This window comes from Ruegeria sp. AF5 (assembly GCF_056541905.1).
The window spans coordinates 145547-161098 of the sequence record NZ_JBQFYZ010000003.1 but is presented as its reverse complement, the minus strand read 5'-3'; the positions used below and the strand labels follow the sequence as shown (position 1 = coordinate 161098).

17 protein-coding genes are annotated in these 15552 nt (G+C 56.6%); 6 read left to right on the top strand and 11 right to left on the bottom strand.

Annotated features, from left to right (window positions below):
- The first annotated feature begins 35 nt into the window (after window positions 1–35).
- Complete coding sequence (gene infC / locus ACR0DS_RS06980) at window positions 36–626, top strand: translation initiation factor IF-3 (protein WP_480492811.1); 591 nt, start codon at window positions 36–38, stop codon at window positions 624–626.
- A gap of 57 nt (window positions 627–683) precedes the next feature.
- Here infC and ACR0DS_RS06975 read toward each other — a convergent pair whose 3' ends face one another.
- From ACR0DS_RS06975 to ACR0DS_RS06965, 3 genes are all read right to left on the bottom strand, one after another.
- The gene (locus ACR0DS_RS06975; protein WP_480558523.1) at window positions 684–1073 is read right to left on the bottom strand and encodes a hypothetical protein; all 390 of its coding nucleotides are present in this window, start codon (window positions 1071–1073) and stop codon (window positions 684–686) included.
- A 76-nt stretch (window positions 1074–1149) separates the two neighbouring features.
- On the bottom strand, window positions 1150–2466 hold the full coding sequence (locus ACR0DS_RS06970) for an aspartate aminotransferase family protein (RefSeq protein ID WP_480481149.1): 1317 nt from the start codon (window positions 2464–2466) through the stop codon (window positions 1150–1152).
- A complete protein-coding gene (locus tag ACR0DS_RS06965; protein WP_480537750.1) occupies window positions 2463–3236 on the bottom strand; it encodes a beta-keto acid cleavage family enzyme in 774 nt (257 codons plus the stop codon). The genes ACR0DS_RS06970 and ACR0DS_RS06965 overlap by 4 nt, the downstream gene beginning before the upstream one ends.
- Before the next feature lie 86 nt (window positions 3237–3322).
- Between ACR0DS_RS06965 and ACR0DS_RS06960 the strand changes: the two genes are divergently transcribed.
- Window positions 3323–4222: a MurR/RpiR family transcriptional regulator gene (locus tag ACR0DS_RS06960; RefSeq protein WP_480558525.1), complete on the top strand. Its 900-nt coding sequence runs from the start codon at window positions 3323–3325 to the stop codon at window positions 4220–4222.
- A gap of 43 nt (window positions 4223–4265) precedes the next feature.
- Here the strand turns inward: ACR0DS_RS06960 and ACR0DS_RS06955 are convergent, their stop codons facing one another.
- Window positions 4266–5267 (bottom strand): molybdopterin-binding protein, encoded by a 1002-nt coding sequence (locus ACR0DS_RS06955; protein WP_480558527.1) that lies wholly within the window; start codon window positions 5265–5267, stop codon window positions 4266–4268.
- Window positions 5264–6232 (bottom strand): XdhC family protein, encoded by a 969-nt coding sequence (locus ACR0DS_RS06950; protein WP_480558529.1) that lies wholly within the window; start codon window positions 6230–6232, stop codon window positions 5264–5266. The genes ACR0DS_RS06955 and ACR0DS_RS06950 overlap by 4 nt, the downstream gene beginning before the upstream one ends.
- A gap of 224 nt (window positions 6233–6456) precedes the next feature.
- Between ACR0DS_RS06950 and ACR0DS_RS06945 the strand changes: the two genes are divergently transcribed.
- Window positions 6457–6963 (top strand): hypothetical protein, encoded by a 507-nt coding sequence (locus tag ACR0DS_RS06945; RefSeq protein WP_480481159.1) that lies wholly within the window; start codon window positions 6457–6459, stop codon window positions 6961–6963.
- 4 nt (window positions 6964–6967) lie between these two features.
- On the opposite strand, the gene ACR0DS_RS06940 is transcribed toward ACR0DS_RS06945, so the two are convergent.
- Together ACR0DS_RS06940 and ACR0DS_RS06935 are read right to left on the bottom strand one after the other, a co-directional pair.
- A complete protein-coding gene (locus ACR0DS_RS06940; protein WP_480537740.1) occupies window positions 6968–8227 on the bottom strand; it encodes a vWA domain-containing protein in 1260 nt (419 codons plus the stop codon).
- A gap of 58 nt (window positions 8228–8285) precedes the next feature.
- The gene (locus tag ACR0DS_RS06935; protein ID WP_480558531.1) at window positions 8286–9194 is read right to left on the bottom strand and encodes an AAA family ATPase; all 909 of its coding nucleotides are present in this window, start codon (window positions 9192–9194) and stop codon (window positions 8286–8288) included.
- Window positions 9195–9357: 163 nt separating this feature from the next.
- On the opposite strand from ACR0DS_RS06935, the gene pyrC reads away from it, so the two are divergent.
- On the top strand, window positions 9358–10395 hold the full coding sequence (gene pyrC, locus ACR0DS_RS06930; RefSeq protein ID WP_480558532.1) for a dihydroorotase: 1038 nt from the start codon (window positions 9358–9360) through the stop codon (window positions 10393–10395).
- On the opposite strand, the gene ACR0DS_RS06925 is transcribed toward pyrC, so the two are convergent.
- Complete coding sequence (locus ACR0DS_RS06925) at window positions 10392–11684, bottom strand: MmgE/PrpD family protein (RefSeq protein ID WP_480558534.1); 1293 nt, start codon at window positions 11682–11684, stop codon at window positions 10392–10394. The two genes, pyrC and ACR0DS_RS06925, sit on opposite strands and share 4 nt — an antisense overlap.
- Window positions 11685–11721: 37 nt before the next feature.
- Complete coding sequence (locus ACR0DS_RS06920; protein ID WP_480558536.1) at window positions 11722–12168, bottom strand: type II toxin-antitoxin system RatA family toxin; 447 nt, start codon at window positions 12166–12168, stop codon at window positions 11722–11724.
- A gap of 72 nt (window positions 12169–12240) precedes the next feature.
- On the opposite strand from ACR0DS_RS06920, the gene hpt reads away from it, so the two are divergent.
- Together hpt and ACR0DS_RS06910 are read left to right on the top strand one after the other, a co-directional pair.
- Window positions 12241–12783, top strand: coding sequence for a hypoxanthine phosphoribosyltransferase (gene hpt / locus ACR0DS_RS06915; protein ID WP_267365856.1), 543 nt, complete (start codon window positions 12241–12243; stop codon window positions 12781–12783).
- 120 nt (window positions 12784–12903) lie between these two features.
- Complete coding sequence (locus ACR0DS_RS06910) at window positions 12904–13260, top strand: hypothetical protein (protein ID WP_480616716.1); 357 nt, start codon at window positions 12904–12906, stop codon at window positions 13258–13260.
- An 11-nt stretch (window positions 13261–13271) separates the two neighbouring features.
- Here the strand turns inward: ACR0DS_RS06910 and ACR0DS_RS06905 are convergent, their stop codons facing one another.
- Together ACR0DS_RS06905 and lipA are read right to left on the bottom strand one after the other, a co-directional pair.
- Window positions 13272–14423: an amidohydrolase gene (locus tag ACR0DS_RS06905; RefSeq protein WP_480481173.1), complete on the bottom strand. Its 1152-nt coding sequence runs from the start codon at window positions 14421–14423 to the stop codon at window positions 13272–13274.
- Window positions 14420–15370, bottom strand: coding sequence for a lipoyl synthase (gene lipA / locus ACR0DS_RS06900; RefSeq protein WP_480481175.1), 951 nt, complete (start codon window positions 15368–15370; stop codon window positions 14420–14422). Before lipA ends, ACR0DS_RS06905 begins: the two co-directional genes overlap by 4 nt.
- Window positions 15371–15552: the final 182 nt, after the last annotated feature.

Here is a 15552-nt window from a genome sequence, read left to right as displayed (position 1 = left end):
TTATGCCGCTTGAAGTGCGGCTCTGCCCGGTTTAAATTCCGGGCTCGAAATTCTGCAATCATCAAAGGAATGAACCCATAGCTCGCAGACCTCACAACGCGCCGCCACAGAGAGACACCGGCCCGCGCGTCAATGATAAGATCCGTGCCCCCGAAATTCGCCTGATTGGCGCCGAAGGTGAAAACGTCGGGGTGGTTCATCCCGCCAAAGCCATGCAGATGGCCGCAGATGCAGGTCTTGATCTGGTCGAAATCTCGCCCAATGCGAACCCACCGGTCTGCAAGATCATGGATTTCGGCAAGTACAAGTACGAAACGCAAAAACGCGAAAACGAAGCGCGCAAAAAACAAAAAGTCATCGAAGTGAAAGAGGTCAAGTTCCGACCGAACACCGATACGCATGACTATGACGTCAAAATGAAGAACGTCTTTAAGTTTCTGGAAAAGGGCGACAAGGTCAAAGTCACCCTGCGCTTTCGTGGCCGTGAAATGGCACACCAGAACCTGGGTCGCGAATTGCTGGAACGTGTGGCCGAAGACATCAAAGAGGTCGGCAAGATCGAAAACATGCCGAAGATGGAAGGCCGTCAGATGGTCATGATGATCGGCCCGCTTCCGCATAAGTAATCTGCTTAAAAGACAGAAACGATCAAAGCCCCTTCGCTGCCGAAGGGGCTTTTTTGTTCAGGTCGCGCGTCTGTTTCGTAACCAGTTGACCGCATCTCTGAAGTCGAAAAGCAAGGAAATTATGTCAACGATCAGAAGCACCCAAAGAAACTTGATAAAGGCAATGCTCAGGGTCGCATCGGAAAACAACAAAAGCGTTACGATGACAACCAGTGGAACCCAGCACAGAATGTGCGGCAAAGCCATCGCACCGCTCATCCCGCGCGCAACCGCCATGATGGGTATGTTCAGCGCCATACCGGTAATCGCCAGAACAGCGATGAGCATCCCCTGCGGCTGATCCAGGAAAGCAAGCGGAACCAAATTAACCGGCACCAATATTACGGCCACCCAGATCTGCACCCAAAGGGGAAGCGCGCGGAAACTGCGCCAAATATCCAGCGCCATTGATTTCGCCTTTTCAGATACTTCTCCCGCGACACTAACAAATAAGCTGCGGGCGAACAGTGCGCTCACGGTAATGTCAAAGCACGGCGGAAATGGCGCGTTCCAGTTTGCTGACGAGTTCGCCTATCTGTTCCTCTTCGATGATAAAAGGCGGCGCCAGCAGGACGTGATCGCCGTTCCGGCCATCCCGCGTGCCTGCCATGGGATAGCAAATCAACCCTTCAGCCAGTGCTGCCTTTTTCACCTTACCTGCGATGCCGCGTGATGGATCAAAAGGTTCCTTGGTGTCACGGTCAACGACCAGTTCAACACCTCGGAACAACCCACGACCACGGATATCTCCCACGTTCGGGTGCTGTCCGAATGCTGCCTCAAGGGCAGATTGCAGCTTGTTGCCCATGACCCCGGCACGCGCAGGTAAATCCCGTTCGGTCAACTCACGGACCACCGCCAATGCGGCGGCTGTGGCGACCGGATGACCGACATAGGTGTGCCCATGCTGGAAAAACCCTGATCCATCGCGGATCGCGTCATAGATTTTACCGGTGCACAGCATGGCTCCGATTGGTTGATATCCAGCCCCCAACCCCTTGGCAATACAAAGAATATCCGGTTCGATACCGTCATGATCGCAGGCAAACATGTGACCGGTTCGGCCCATACCGCACATCACCTCATCCAAGATCAGCAACACACCATAGTGGTCGCAAATCTCGCGAATACGCTTGAAATATCCTTCAACCGCAGGAACTGCGCCAAGGGTGGCCCCGACCACTGGTTCGGCCATAAATGCCATGACCGTATCGGGACCCAGCCGCAGGATTTCAGTTTCCAATTCATTCGCCACACGCTGGCCGTAGTCAAAACTGCTCTCGTCTTCCGGTTTTTCAGCATATTCGTAGCAGGCAGAGATATGGGTCATCTCGATCAGCATCGGAGCGAATTGTGCCCGTCTCCATGCGTTACCCCCTGCGGACAAAGCCCCCAAAGTGTTGCCGTGATAGCTTTGCTTTCGCGCGATAACGTGACGGCGTTCAGGTTGTCCGATCTCTAGAAAATATTGGCGCGCCAGTTTGATCGCCGCTTCGGTCGCCTCCGACCCGCCCGAAACAAAATACACACGGTCCAGATCCCCCGGTGCATGCCGGATCAACAATTCGGCCAAAGCCTCGGCCGGTTCCGATGTCATGAACCCGGTATGTGCAAAAGCGATCTGTTCCACCTGTTGCTGTACCGCTTGGATCACGGCCTGATTCGAATGACCCAGACATGATACCGCGGCATCACCGCAATCCAGGTATCGCTTGCCCTCTGCATCAATCAGATAACAGCCATCGCCGCCAACTGCGACGGGGAGGTCCGATTTCGTGTGACGTGGGAAAACATGACTCATTTCTTTGCCCTTCCAAGCAATTCAACTAATGCTGCGACCGAAGCCGCGTTATCTGCCCAAGGTCTGCCATCCGGCCCCGTCAGACTGTTTTCAAACCCAACCCGCACGTCACCACCGCGTCGTGCAGCCTCGGCCAGACAGGCATGTTCTTGCGCACCAAAGGCGCACACCATCCAACGAGCCGGGCTTTTTGGAAAAGCCTCGAGATCGGCTGGCATAGATTGCTGTCCATCGCTGTATCGCCCCAGAACAAGCAAACGGTCTGTCTGGTTCGCCTGTACGATGCCCTGAGCGCGCCAATGGTCCAGTAATCGTGCGTCCTCTGCATCATACAAAATGTGCTGAACCCGTGTGCCCTGATCCGCGCATTGTGCATAGACCCTGGGTGCAAGGTTAAGGTCGCGGGCGATTTCACGCACCGAGATTGAGGCCCATTCAGGTCGCACCTTTCGCAGACAGTCCAGTTGCGATGCTACGTCGAACTGCCCGGCGGCTTCAGTCGTGATCTGTAGCTTCATTTCTGGAACCTCGCGCTGCAATTCCGCGAGCGTTTCCCGGTACAATCCGGCGTCCAGTGAATGCCGTCCGTCTGCATCTCGAATATGCAGATGCAACCCGTCCGCACCCGCAGCAAGACAATCCCGTGCTGACGTGACGATCTGATCAATCCTGAGCGGTAAGGCGGGATGATCCAACGCGCTCCGCCGGGCGCCGTTTGGCGCAACCAGAATGTAGGGCCTGTCCAAGCTGTCAGTTGTTTTTGATGTCATAGCACCACCCAAGTCTTTGCCTTCAGTTAGATTCGCTGGATGACGTTTTCAATTTACACTAAAGAAAACATATGTTTCTTTTTGGTATGGCACCCACCCTTGCAGCCTTGACCAGCCAAATTCGGCGCGAGATCGACGAGATGCCTGCGCAGATGCAAGTCGCGGCGAAATATATCATCGACCATCCCGGTGATTTCGGCCTGAACCCGGTCCGGGTGACCGCTGACCGGATCGGCATCAGCACCAGTGTTCTTGTTCGACTGGCACAGCGTATGGGTTTCGACAGTTTTGACGCCTTCCGCCACCCATTTCGCCTTGCCCTCACAACAGACAGCGAAGACAGGATAGGTCATGGGTGGCTAACCACATCACCCGGACAAGACCCTTTCCACGGCGCACAGGCCAGATTCGCGCGCAATGAGATGAATGTTGTGTCCCGCTCTCTGCGTCTGATGGAGCCGAATTTGGCCAAGCGTGCCGTTGAATACATGGTGTCTGCACGTCACTGTTATGTGACCGCCACAAGGGCCAGCCATGCGCTGGCCTATTATTTTCACTACGCCGGCCGCATGGCCCATCCCGGGTTACAGCTGATACCTCGGCACATGGGCTCGGCCATCGATGACCTTGTCGAGGCCACGTCTGCGGATTGTTTGTTTGCGATCACGGTCCATCCCTACTCCGCAGATACGATCCAGTCGATGCGCTTTGCCCGCGATCGGTCTATGAAGATTGTACTGCTTTCGGATAGCGAGGTGATTGCCCCCGGCGTCAACCCGGATGTGGTTCTGCCCGTCAGCACCCGCACATTACATCCGTTTTCAAGCTTTTCCGGCGCGATGGCGGTTCTGGAATGCCTGCTCGGTCATCTCTTTGATGCAGGAGGAGACGCTGCACGGGACAGGGTCGAACAGTTTCAAAAGGCGCGGGAGGACACCGGCGCGTATTGGCGGCCCGGCGTGTTGCCAAGGATGAGAAAACCCTAGAATATGAATAGTACATACGCAATATAGCGGACCTTGGCGGCGGTCAGTCGTTTCGTTTCGCTCGCGGCTGAGGTCTGGTCGGGATTTCCTTCAGCAACCCGCCAACACCCATTCCGGCAATATCTGCACCTGTTGTTTCAATCCCGCATGCAACACGCGACAGCACCCAATCCGCCCCATTCAACGCCGGAGAGCGGGCGCATCCTGGCAAGCCGATCACAGGTCGGCCCTGCAAGTCCCCCAGAAACAGCAGGTTTCCCGGATCAACCGGCATACCAAAGCGATCAATCGTCCCACCGGCCTGCCGAACGGCCGACGGTGCGACATCGTTCGGATCCGAGGTGGCCGATCCCGTCAATATCATCAGAAGATCGCCCTTCCCCTTAGAAATCGCGCTGGTCAAGGAATCTGTTCGATGCGGAACAATCTGCACCTGCGCAAGCTCCATTCCCAATGCGTCGACCCGTCCCCGAATGGCCGCAATCCCCTTATCGTTCGGTGGGCCACCGGGAATTTCCGTGACAACAAGCCCGGCTGTCCGATGAACAGGCCGCGCCAAACGCACAGCCCCTTGTGCCAGCCCGGCGGCGCGCCGAACATCAGCCTCTGGCACAGCGTATGAGATGACCTTGATGGTCGCCACCATGCCGTTCGCCCCCATTTGCTGATACTGCGGAACGGTCGCAACGGTAATCATCGGATTGACCAGATTGAACAATTCAAGTGCACGAACATCAAGCACGGCAACCCCAGGCCCGTCGGCCAAAAGGTTTACCCGCCCGGTAAATGCCTCGGTTACCCGCAAGTTGGCTGAAGCTGGATCAGGTGCCAGCGCAGACGCCAGCTTGCGCGCAGCCTGATCTTCATGGCAATCACCGGTATCCAACCGGGCAACAATGACCTCGTTTAGACCAGCCTTTTCCAGTTGCTCCACATGTTCCGAGCGCAATTCAAGCCCTTTGCGAAGCTTTCGCCCATCCGCTGTAACCGAATGCGCCAGAATGGCCCCCTCTGCCCGGGACACCGGCACAGGTCCAAATTTCATGATTTCCCTCGAAGAACTGCAGTGATTTGCGCCAGTATCGCAACCGCGATTTCCGAGGGACCGGCGGCCCCGATATCCAAGCCAATGGGCCCATGAATGCCAGAGATTTGCGCATCGGTGAAACCGGCCGCTTTCATACGCTCAATGCGCTTGGCATGGGTGCGTGTTGACCCTAATGCACCAATATAGAACACATCGGCGTCCAATGCGGCTTGTAGCGCCGGATCATCAAGTTTTGGGTCATGTGTCAGCAAGACAATCGCGGTCCGCGCGTCCAATCCCAGCTTCGCAACGGCTTCATCCGGCCAATCCGTCAGGATCGTTTCGCCGGGAAAACGCGCACTGGACGCGAAGGCGTCACGTGGGTCGATGATGGTTGGATCGTAGCCCGCAATCCGCGCCATCGGCACCAGAGCCTGCGCAATGTGAACCGCCCCAACGACCAGCAACCTTAGCGGCGGGTTGTGCACTGCGACAAAGGTCTGGCCATCTTCTTCGAACCCTGACCGATCCATGCGCAGCCTGTCGGCATAAGCGTTGCGGCGCAACGCCCTGCGCCCGGTCTCGACATTGACTTCGTAGGCAATGGGTGCACGAGCGGTCCGAGCGGCAACCAGTTCCGCCAACATAGGTTCGGGCAGGACTTGTCCTATGGGTTCGACAAGAATGCGTATGGTCCCCCCACAAGCCAAACCAACCGCAAAGGCATCGTCGTCACTGACCCCGAATTCAAGCAAACGCGCTTCGCCTTCGTCAATGGCTTCAAGCGCCTCGACGATAACAGCACCTTCGACACATCCACCAGAAACGGAACCTTCGATCCGACCATCGCCACCAATCACCAATTGGGATCCCACCCGCCGCGGCGCACTGCCCCAGGTTTCGACAACTGTAGCGAGCGCCGCGCCGCGCCCGCTGCGGTGCCAGTCAAGCGCCGTTTCAGGACTGTTGTCGAATCGCTTCATCGGAACCTCTGGATGACCTATTACACCAACATAAGCGGGATTTGCGGGATGAAAAGCGCACCAAGCTTACCAAAAGGTCTATATTGGACCCCATTAGGCAACGCCACGGCCTGAAAGATATTCAACAAATCATAGCATTGATTGTTTGTGACCCGAGTTCTAGCCTGTACAGGCAACCGGCATCGGGTCTGGCTTGCATACCAAACAATTCATAGATCGGAGACATGCAGTTGAAACGTATTCTTGCACTGGGCGCGGCAGTTGGTCTTTTGACTTCAACCGCAGCGTGGGCTGACACATTCCAACGCTATGGAGAGGTTGAAGGCTGGAAAGTCTTCATCGACAATGAAAAGAAATCCTGCCTGATCGAGGCCGTTGATGATGCGGAAAACGTCGTTCAGATGGGACTGACCGAAGATCGCGGTGTGGGATATGTCGGCGTGTTCACCAAGGCTGAAACCGATATCAAACGTGGCGAGACGCAAGAAGTTGCTATCCTGCTGGGCGACAACATCTATCTGGGTGAAGCAACCGGCATGAAAGGTAACATCACCAAAGGCTATTCCGGTGGATATGTCCTGTCGGACAGCCCTCAGTTCGCGGATGATCTGGCCAAGAAAAAGGTCATGATCGTTTTCCCTGAGACAACATATGCCTTCACAGTCGATCTGACAGGCACTTACAAAGCCATGGAGATGGCCCGCAAGTGCAATGAAGAACAGCTGTCGTAAGCTGCTAGTCGGAAAGCGCGGCCATCAGCCGCGCTTTCTGCCCATGATCGTCGGGTTGTGAAATCGCTGTGGCCAAGTCTTCGAGTGAGGCAATCGAATGCCCTGCGCGAAAACTGTCAACATGCGGCAGCATCGCGGCAACCCCTTGCGCCCTGGGCGCGAACCCGTCCCAACGCAACAAGGGATTCAGCCAGATCAGGCGTTTTGAGGACAGGTGCAGACGCTCAATCTCTTTCCTAAGGAGCTCGGGATCACCTCGCTCGAGCCCGTCGGTGATCAGCAGAACAACCACCCCTTGCCCCATCACCCGGCGTGACCAGTCCCGATTGAATTGATGCAGGCACTCGCCGATACGAGTGCCGCCCTCCCAATCCTGTGCCTCGGCACCTGCGGCGGCAAGTGCCGCGTCTACATCTCGTTGGTGCAGGTGGCGCGTTATGTTGGTCAGGCGTGTGCCGAATGTGAAGGCATGGACCTTGGCCCAACCCGCTCCCTTGGTGTTCGATACCGTGTGCAGGAAATGCAGGATGATCCGACTGTACTGGCTCATCGAGCCGGAAATATCGCAAAGTGCGACAAGATTTGGCCAGCGCGGTTTGGGTTGTAGTCTGGCAATATCGCGCAACTCACCCCCTTGCCGCATGGCCGCGCGCAAGGTGCGGGCACGGTCGATGCGGTGCCCCAGATGGCTGGTCTGCCCGCGGCGTGATTCAATTGGCTTTACTGGCAGTGTCATCCGCGCCAATACGCGCTTGGCCTGCGCGATTTCGGCCGTGCTCATCTGCTCGAAGTCCAGATTGCGCAGCCGCTCCTCGGACGATGCAGTCTGGGTTGCGTCGATTTCGATCTCGGTTTCGTCTTCCCCTTGTCCTGCAGCGTCCGGCAAATCACGCTCAACCCCGTCCAGCAGCGCCTCAGCTGCGCGCTTTTCACCGGCATCGGCCTTGCGTTCTTCCTGAACGCCGCGAATTGCAGGAAGCATCATAGCCATCATGTGTTCCATGTAACGCGGATCTCGCCAGTACATTCGGAAGACTTGCGCAAAAACCACGCGGTGTTCCGGGCGGTTCACGAAACAGGCGTGTAAGGTCCAATAGAAATCCTGTTTCTCGGAAAAACCTGCCGCCTGCACCGCACGAATTGCGTCGATCACACGACCGGGTCCGATTGGCAGCCCAGCCTTTCTGAGTGCGCGGGCAAAATGGGTGATGTTGTGCGCCAGCTTTGGGTTGTCTGGGATATCCAGCGGAAGTTGTTCGGCCATCAGACGTTATGGGGGCTCTGCCCCCATACCCCCGGAGTATTTGGAAAAAGATGAAACATCAGACCGGTTCGAGCGTGGCCTTGGCCTCGTCGAGGATGCGTTTGGCCTCGGACCCCTGAAGTTTTTGAATGTCGTCCTGATATTTCAGGATCGCACCCAGCGTGTCGCCGATCACCTCGGGGCTGAGGTTCAACACATCCAGCGCCAACAGGCATTTCGCCCAGTCGATGGTCTCGGCCACACCGGGTTTCTTGAACAAATCCTCGGTGCGCAAACGTTGAACGAAGGCTACAACCTCGCGACTAAGCCCTTCCGCAGCTTCAGGCGCGCGCGCATGCAGAATTTCGATCTCACGTTCGAAATCAGGATAATCAACCCAGTGATACAGGCAGCGACGCTTGAGGGCATCGTGCACTTCGCGGGTCCGGTTCGACGTGACAATTACAATCGGTGGTTCGGGTGCTACAACAGTGCCCAGTTCAGGAATCGTGATCTGAAAATCACTCAGAGCTTCCAGTAGAAAGGCTTCGAACGGTTCATCGGTCCGGTCCAGTTCGTCGATCAGAAGAACCGGCGCTCCATTTTCGTCCGGGCGCATTGCCTGCAACAAGGGGCGTTCGATCAGGTATTCATCCGAAAACAGTTCCGCCTGCAACGCGCCCCGGTCGGCCCCACCTGCGGCCTCGGCCGTTCGGATCGCGACCATCTGCGCCGGAAAGTTCCATTCGTAAACGGCAGAAGACGCATCCAGACCTTCGTAGCATTGCAGACGGATCAGGCGCCGGTTCAACCCGGATGCCAGAGCCTTGGCGATCTCGGTCTTTCCCACCCCTGCCTCGCCTTCCAGAAACAACGGGCGTCCAAGCTTCAGCGACAGGAACACAACCGTCGCAAGGGCGCGACCACAGACATAGCCCTGACGACCCAGCATCTGCTGCACGGCATCGATGGAAACTGGCTGTGTCATGGAACCCCTTTCTGCTTTAGGGATAAACAGGTCATGCAACCGTCTGGCCGTCAAGGCCTCAACCTTTCTCAGAGCTACGACGTTCAGGTCGGTTGACAAGATTTTCTTTGTGGCTTGCGCGGACGCAGTTGGTCTTTCGCAACAGCTATGTTAGCGGAAGGCCATGACCGACACCCTTACGCTCCACCGCCCCGACGACTGGCACCTGCATCTGCGCGATGGCGCGATGCTACAAGCCGTTCTGCCCGAAACCGCGCGCCATTTCGCCCGTGCGATCATTATGCCGAACCTAGTGCCGCCGGTTGTGCGTGGCGACCAAGCTGTCGCCTATCGAGACCGCATTCTGGCGGCCCTTCCCGACGGTATGACGTTCGAGCCGCTGATGACCCTGTATCTGACCGAAAATACAGATGCCGCAGATGTCGCAGCGGCCCATGCCAGCGGTGTGATCAAAGCCGTCAAGCTGTACCCTGCCGGGGCTACGACCAACTCTGCCTCGGGTGTGCGCGATTTCGACAAAGTGCGCCCGGTGCTTGAGAAGATGGCCGAAATCGGCTTGCCCATGTGCGTACATGGCGAGGTGACGGATCCCGAGATCGATATATTTGACCGCGAAGCCGTGTTCATCGACCGGGTTCTTGATCCGATCCGCAGATCGACACCAGGCTTGCGTGTGGTGATGGAACATATCACCACGTCCAATGGTGTGGATTATGTCAAAGCCAACGCGATTGATCTGGGTGCAACGATCACGGCGCATCACCTGATTATCAACCGCAACCACATCCTGGTTGGTGGCATCAAACCGCATTACTACTGCCTTCCCGTTGCCAAGCGCGAAGAACACCGTCTGACCCTGCTATCCGCTGCAACATCGGGCGATGCGCGGTTTTTTCTGGGTACAGACAGCGCCCCGCACACGGATGCAAACAAGGAAATGGCTTGTGGCTGTGCCGGTTGTTTCACAGCGACCAACACTATGTCTTTGGTCGCCGAGATGTTTGACCGGGAAGGTGCTTTGGACAAGCTGGAAGGATTTGTGTCGCTCAACGGGCCAGGTTTCTATCGCTTGCCCGTGAACCAGGAGATGATCACCCTGACCAAGGGTGAGCCCGTTTCGTATCCCTCAAAGATTGACACAGGCGATGGACCGGTCACTGTGTTTGACCCGGGCTTTCCGTTGCACTGGCGCGTGGCTTAACCCGCCACTTGTTCGGCCAAATCGCGAGCACGTCCCCCGGTGCGCAGCATCGACCAGATCGTGTCCGCCTCATCCGCGCCGATCAGCTTGGTCGCTTTGTCGCGCACGCGATCCTCGCGGTCAGACAGCGGCATTGGGTTCAGCAGATCATGCGTTGCTTCGCGGCGAATACCATCGCGACGCAGCAGGGACAGATGCGCCTGCGTTTCTGACAGGCTGTCATCTGCCTTGACCGTGATGCGGTCGCGCAAAGACGTTATACGCGGGTCGAGGCAGACCTTGTCAGTGAAACTGCCTGGCAAAGCCGTATCATATCCCAGCGCCTGCATCGCGATCACTGTCCGATAGGAAAACTTGGCTCCCAGTCCGGTTGTCGGCGACAGCTGATTGCACACACTCATCCAGCGCGGATGCGTTTTTATCTGGATCTCGGCGACCTCGGGTTCTGCTATGTCCAACTCCCGCGCAGCTTCCAGCGCGGCGTGAAGACCGTGGCAACAGGCGTGAAACTTGTGGCTGACCGTTTCAAACAGCCATTCATCGCCCAACCCATCCAGAGCAGTTTGGTCTGCTGCGCCTTGATGCGTTGCGCCAAACCCAAAAGGACCTTCCAGCGCGTCGGCGTTGGCCTGAAAACCGCGCTGCACCAGCAAGGCGGTCTCGACCCCTGCCGAGGCGGCAAGTCCGGCGTTATACGGCTTGCCCATGGTTCCGAACTGCGCCTTCAGCCCCGCCGCACGCGTTGCCGTCAGACCCAGAACCATTCGCATCTGGTTTGCGTTAAACCCCAGCAAACGGCCAACAGCAACTGCCGCCCCGAAGGCACCGGATGTTGCCGTCTGATGAAACCCTGCCTGATAGTGGCCGCGTCCCAGCCACAAGCCAATTCGGATTGAGGTTTCCATACCCACCAAAACGGCTTCGAGCATGTCGACTAGAATACGGTCATCCCATTCGGCCACAGCAAGGGCTGCGGGCAAAATGGCGACGGAAGGATGCCCGATATGGGCGAAATGCGTGTCATCGTAATCCAGCGCGTGGGACACCGTGCCATTGACCAACGCCGCACCGCGCAGCGGTGCCGAGTCGCCGCCAAAGAGATGCGCCTGAGGGTTTCCGCCCTCGGACAGTATCATGTCGCGAACCGTGGCTGAGACGGGTTCGCGCGCGCCTGCCCGGCCCACAGCGACCCAGTCAAGAACAGAAAGCGACGTGACGATTCTTGCCTGAGACGACGTCGAAACCGGGCCTGCCGCAAAAGCGGCCAATGATGCTGTAAATTCCGTCATGCGCGTAGTCTAGCGTGCGCCTGACAAGGGTAAAGACCTAGCTGTGGAGTTGTTGCGCGCGCGTCTCGAACGCGCGCACGATCCGATGCATGGCTTCGTTGAATACCACGCCGATAATCCCTTGCAGGATGGCATTCTTGAATTCGAAGTCCACATGGAACGAGACGTTGCACCCCCCATCAGGCGCGTCCTCGAACTGCCAGTCGGATTTCATGTATTTGAAGGGGCCGTCCAGGTATTCGGTGTCGATTTTCCTTTGATCCGCAAACAGAGTTACTTTGCTGCCAAAACGTTCCCGGAAAACCTTGAACGAGATGACCAGATCCGCCTCCATCACCTCAGCCTCTTCCAGCGCATAGGTCTTGCGAATGCGGGCAGCAGCGCACCACGGCAGAAATTGCGGGTACTTGGCCACGTCGGCAACCAGGTCGTACATCTGCTGGGCTGTATAAGGCAGGTGGCGGGTTTCCGAATGGATAGGCATGATGTCCGGTATTTGCAGGTGACAATGGCGCGTCATGTCGTATGTTGCGCGCCAAAGATCAAGGGGGCTGCGATGACTGACCGCGCATATGTGATAGATGAGATGATCTCGGCAAAGGCCATCGCTGCTCGAATCGAGGAGCTGTGTCGCGACATTTCGGCAGAGTTCAAAGACACCGACAAGCTGGTGGTCGTGGGTCTGCTGCGCGGCAGCTTTGTATTCATCGCCGACCTTGTGCGCGAACTTGACCTTCCGATCGAAGTGGATTTCCTTGAAGCTTCTTCTTACGGAGACGCGATGGAGAGCAGCCGGGAAGTTCGTATTCTCAAAGACTTACGCGGCGCAATTGAAGGGCGCGACGTGCTGGTTGTCGAGGATATCGTTGACACCGGCCATACGTTGAACCATGTCACCAAGTTGCTGCAAAGCCGTAACCCCGCGCGCCTGAAATCCATTGCCCTGCTGGACAAGCCGAGCCGCCGCGAAGTGGATTTCCGATCAGACTGGATCGGGTTTGAGATTCCAGACGAATTTGTCGTGGGATATGGAATTGACTACGCCCAACGCAATCGCAACCTGCCCTATATTGGCAAAGTCCGCTTTACAGACGAATAGCTGAGCGGGCAATTTACAGATCTCGTGCTCAGACCCGTTTAACAATTCAATTTCCAGAATATCATTGGACTATCATCGCCTCGTCGCTTTACCTTTCAGGAAATAGCAGGAGTATTGATGATGAAGCGGTTTTTCGCGATAGCGGGCGTCTTTTTGGCGATCGTGTCCCTTGCAGGTGCGTCTTATGCAAAAGACAACAAGGGCAAAGGGCAAGGTGCCAACAAAACCAAAGTAGAGAAATCCATTAAGTCAAACGGCAAAGCTGTTCCGCCCGGTCAAATCAAACGATACACCCGAGGTCAGAAATTGCCGGACGACCTGCGTTTTGATTATATTAACGACCTCGACAACTGGAAGCTCAAGCCACTGAAGCCGGGGCAACGGTATATTCGGGTCGACGACGAAATAATCTCGATATCGGATGATACGAAGACTGTAATAGAAGCTGTTGGAATCGTTGGCGATCTGATGAACTGAAAGCCTCGGTCCTAGCAGTCGCGGCCTAACACAGCTTCGATGGCCTTCAAAAATACCCCGGTCCCAATCGGAATAAGCGCATCCGGGAAGTCGTAGTCCGGGTTGTGCAACTGGGGATGGTCGCTCCCCGACCCCAACCAGAACATGGCGGTTTTCGCGCTTTTTCCAAACTGGCCGAAATCTTCTGAAAACCGCTGTGGCTGATCGGTCAACCTGCAAGAAACGCCCTGCTCCGTGCAGGCCTTGGACAGGATCGAAACTGCTTCCGGGTGATTGGCACAAGCCTCAAACACTTCGTCATAACTGATTTCGACCGCCAGCCCTTCGGCTTTGGCCGCTTCGCGGACCAGCGACTCAGCGTCGGTGATCAGTTGCGCCATTCTCGCGTCCGTGACGGTGCGAAGCGTCACCCACAGCTCGGCCCGCCCCGGTGCTACTCCGACCGTGCGCTCACCCAACGTGGCATGTGTGACGGTCGTCAACGCGTAATCGTCATTCAGATCCCCGCCGCCGCCTAACGCGGTCAAAGCCGGCATCAGGCGTGCCAGCGCACCGGCAGGTGACACCCCATCTTGCGGAGCGGCAGCATGTGACGTCTTTCCGGTCAGAACGATCTGCATCCCGCGTGAGGCGCAATTGGCAGAACCGCTGCAAATTTCGACCGCCCCCAACTCCAATCCCGGTAAGTTGTGCAAAGACAACACCAGGTCGGGCGCAACCTCGGCGTATTGGGGATCAGCTCGGAAAGCGATTGCACCATGGCCGGTCTCTTCGGCTGGCTGGAAAATCAATACGACGCGGCCCTTCTTGGGGCGTTGATGATTCAACACGTCTGCCACGCCCAGAACCATTGTCATATGACCGTCGTGGCCGCACAAATGCCCTTTGCCCGCGACCTGAGATACATGGGAATGGTTCGCCAACTCCTGGATCGGCAGCCCATCCAGTTCGCAGCGAATGCCCAGCGTGGGACCGGGTTGGCCACTTTCGAAAACAGCAGCGATCCCGTGCCGACCTATTCCGGTCATAACATGGTCAGCACCAGCGTCGCGCAGAAATTCAGCCACCCGCGCCGCGGTTTTCTTTTCTTGTCCCGAAAGTTCGGGGTGTTGATGCAGCTCGTGGCGCAGACGAGTCAGTCGCGCGATCTTATCCGGTGTCACGCTTTTTGTAGCTTTTCTAGACGCGCCGCGCGCAGTCGGGTGAAATCGTCACCAGCGTGATAAGAAGACCGGGTCAAAGGTGTCGCAGATACCATCAGAAAGCCTTTGCCGTATGCCGCCTTTTCGTATGACGCGAACTCGTCGGGTGTAACGAAACGATCAACGCCGTGGTGTTTCGGCGTTGGTTGCAGATACTGGCCAATCGTCAAAAAATCGATATCCGCCGCGCGCATATCATCCATGACCTGGCGCACCTGCTGTTCGTTTTCGCCAAGCCCAACCATGATGCCAGACTTGGTAAAGATCGACGGATCAAGTTCTTTCACCCGCTGCAAAAGACGCAGGGAATGGAAGTACCGCGCACCGGGGCGAACCTCGGGGTACAAACCCGGTACGGTTTCCAGATTGTGATTGAAGACATCCGGCTTCGCCTGAACCACAATTTCCAGAACATCCGCATCGCATTTCAGAAAATCGGGTGTCAGAATCTCGATCGTGGTTTTGGGAGAGCGGTGCCGCACCGCGCGGATGGTCTGCGCAAAATGCTCGGCTCCTCCATCGCTCAGATCATCCCGGTCGACAGAGGTGATAACCACATGGTTCAGGCCAAGTTTTTCGACTGCATGTGCCACCCGGCCGGGTTCAAAGGCGTCAAGGTCGTCTGGGCGACCGGTAGCGATATTGCAGAATGTGCAGCCACGGGTACAAATCTCGCCCATGATCATCATGGTGGCGTGACCCTGGCTCCAGCATTCGCCGACATTGGGGCATCCTGCCTCTTCGCAGACGGTGACCAGATTGTTGTCGCGCATGATCCGGCGCGTATCTGCATAACCTTTGCCGCCGGGTGCCTTGACCCTGATCCAGTTCGGTTTCTTGGGCTGCGCATTATCCGGGCGGTGCGCTTTTTCCGGATGGCGCTGTTCGGGGATCTTCAGATCTCGCACGGGCAATTTTCCTGACTTTGGGTCAATCCTGTCGCTCATAACATAGACAGATGCGCAGTGTTACACCAGCGGCGCATAGCCGCTATGCAACGCCGCCGTGCATAAGCAAGAGCACGATTGCAAATTCCCGTTTTACCGCATGTTTTCAATGCCTAATGAGAAGAGATTATTAGTTCAAAATG

Bases quoted from the DNA above. Each gene is read 5' to 3' on its own strand.
- ACR0DS_RS06920 (WP_480558536.1), bottom strand. From the start codon at position 12,168: ATGCCTATCCATTCGGAAACCCGCCACCTGCCTTATACAGCCCAGCAG.
- ACR0DS_RS06910 (WP_480616716.1), top strand. From the start codon at position 12,904: ATGAAGCGGTTTTTCGCGATAGCGGGCGTCTTTTTGGCGATCGTGTCC.
- ACR0DS_RS06945 (WP_480481159.1), top strand. From the start codon at position 6,457: ATGCAGTTGAAACGTATTCTTGCACTGGGCGCGGCAGTTGGTCTTTTG.
- hpt (WP_267365856.1), top strand. From the start codon at position 12,241: ATGACTGACCGCGCATATGTGATAGATGAGATGATCTCGGCAAAGGCC.
- ACR0DS_RS06925 (WP_480558534.1), bottom strand. From the start codon at position 11,684: ATGACGGAATTTACAGCATCATTGGCCGCTTTTGCGGCAGGCCCGGTT.
- ACR0DS_RS06935 (WP_480558531.1), bottom strand. From the start codon at position 9,194: ATGACACAGCCAGTTTCCATCGATGCCGTGCAGCAGATGCTGGGTCGT.
- ACR0DS_RS06955 (WP_480558527.1), bottom strand. From the start codon at position 5,267: ATGAAATTTGGACCTGTGCCGGTGTCCCGGGCAGAGGGGGCCATTCTG.
- ACR0DS_RS06950 (WP_480558529.1), bottom strand. From the start codon at position 6,232: ATGAAGCGATTCGACAACAGTCCTGAAACGGCGCTTGACTGGCACCGC.
- ACR0DS_RS06960 (WP_480558525.1), top strand. From the start codon at position 3,323: ATGGCACCCACCCTTGCAGCCTTGACCAGCCAAATTCGGCGCGAGATC.
- ACR0DS_RS06965 (WP_480537750.1), bottom strand. From the start codon at position 3,236: ATGACATCAAAAACAACTGACAGCTTGGACAGGCCCTACATTCTGGTT.
- pyrC (WP_480558532.1), top strand. From the start codon at position 9,358: ATGACCGACACCCTTACGCTCCACCGCCCCGACGACTGGCACCTGCAT.
- ACR0DS_RS06940 (WP_480537740.1), bottom strand. From the start codon at position 8,227: ATGGCCGAACAACTTCCGCTGGATATCCCAGACAACCCAAAGCTGGCG.
- ACR0DS_RS06970 (WP_480481149.1), bottom strand. From the start codon at position 2,466: ATGAGTCATGTTTTCCCACGTCACACGAAATCGGACCTCCCCGTCGCA.
- ACR0DS_RS06975 (WP_480558523.1), bottom strand. From the start codon at position 1,073: ATGGCGCTGGATATTTGGCGCAGTTTCCGCGCGCTTCCCCTTTGGGTG.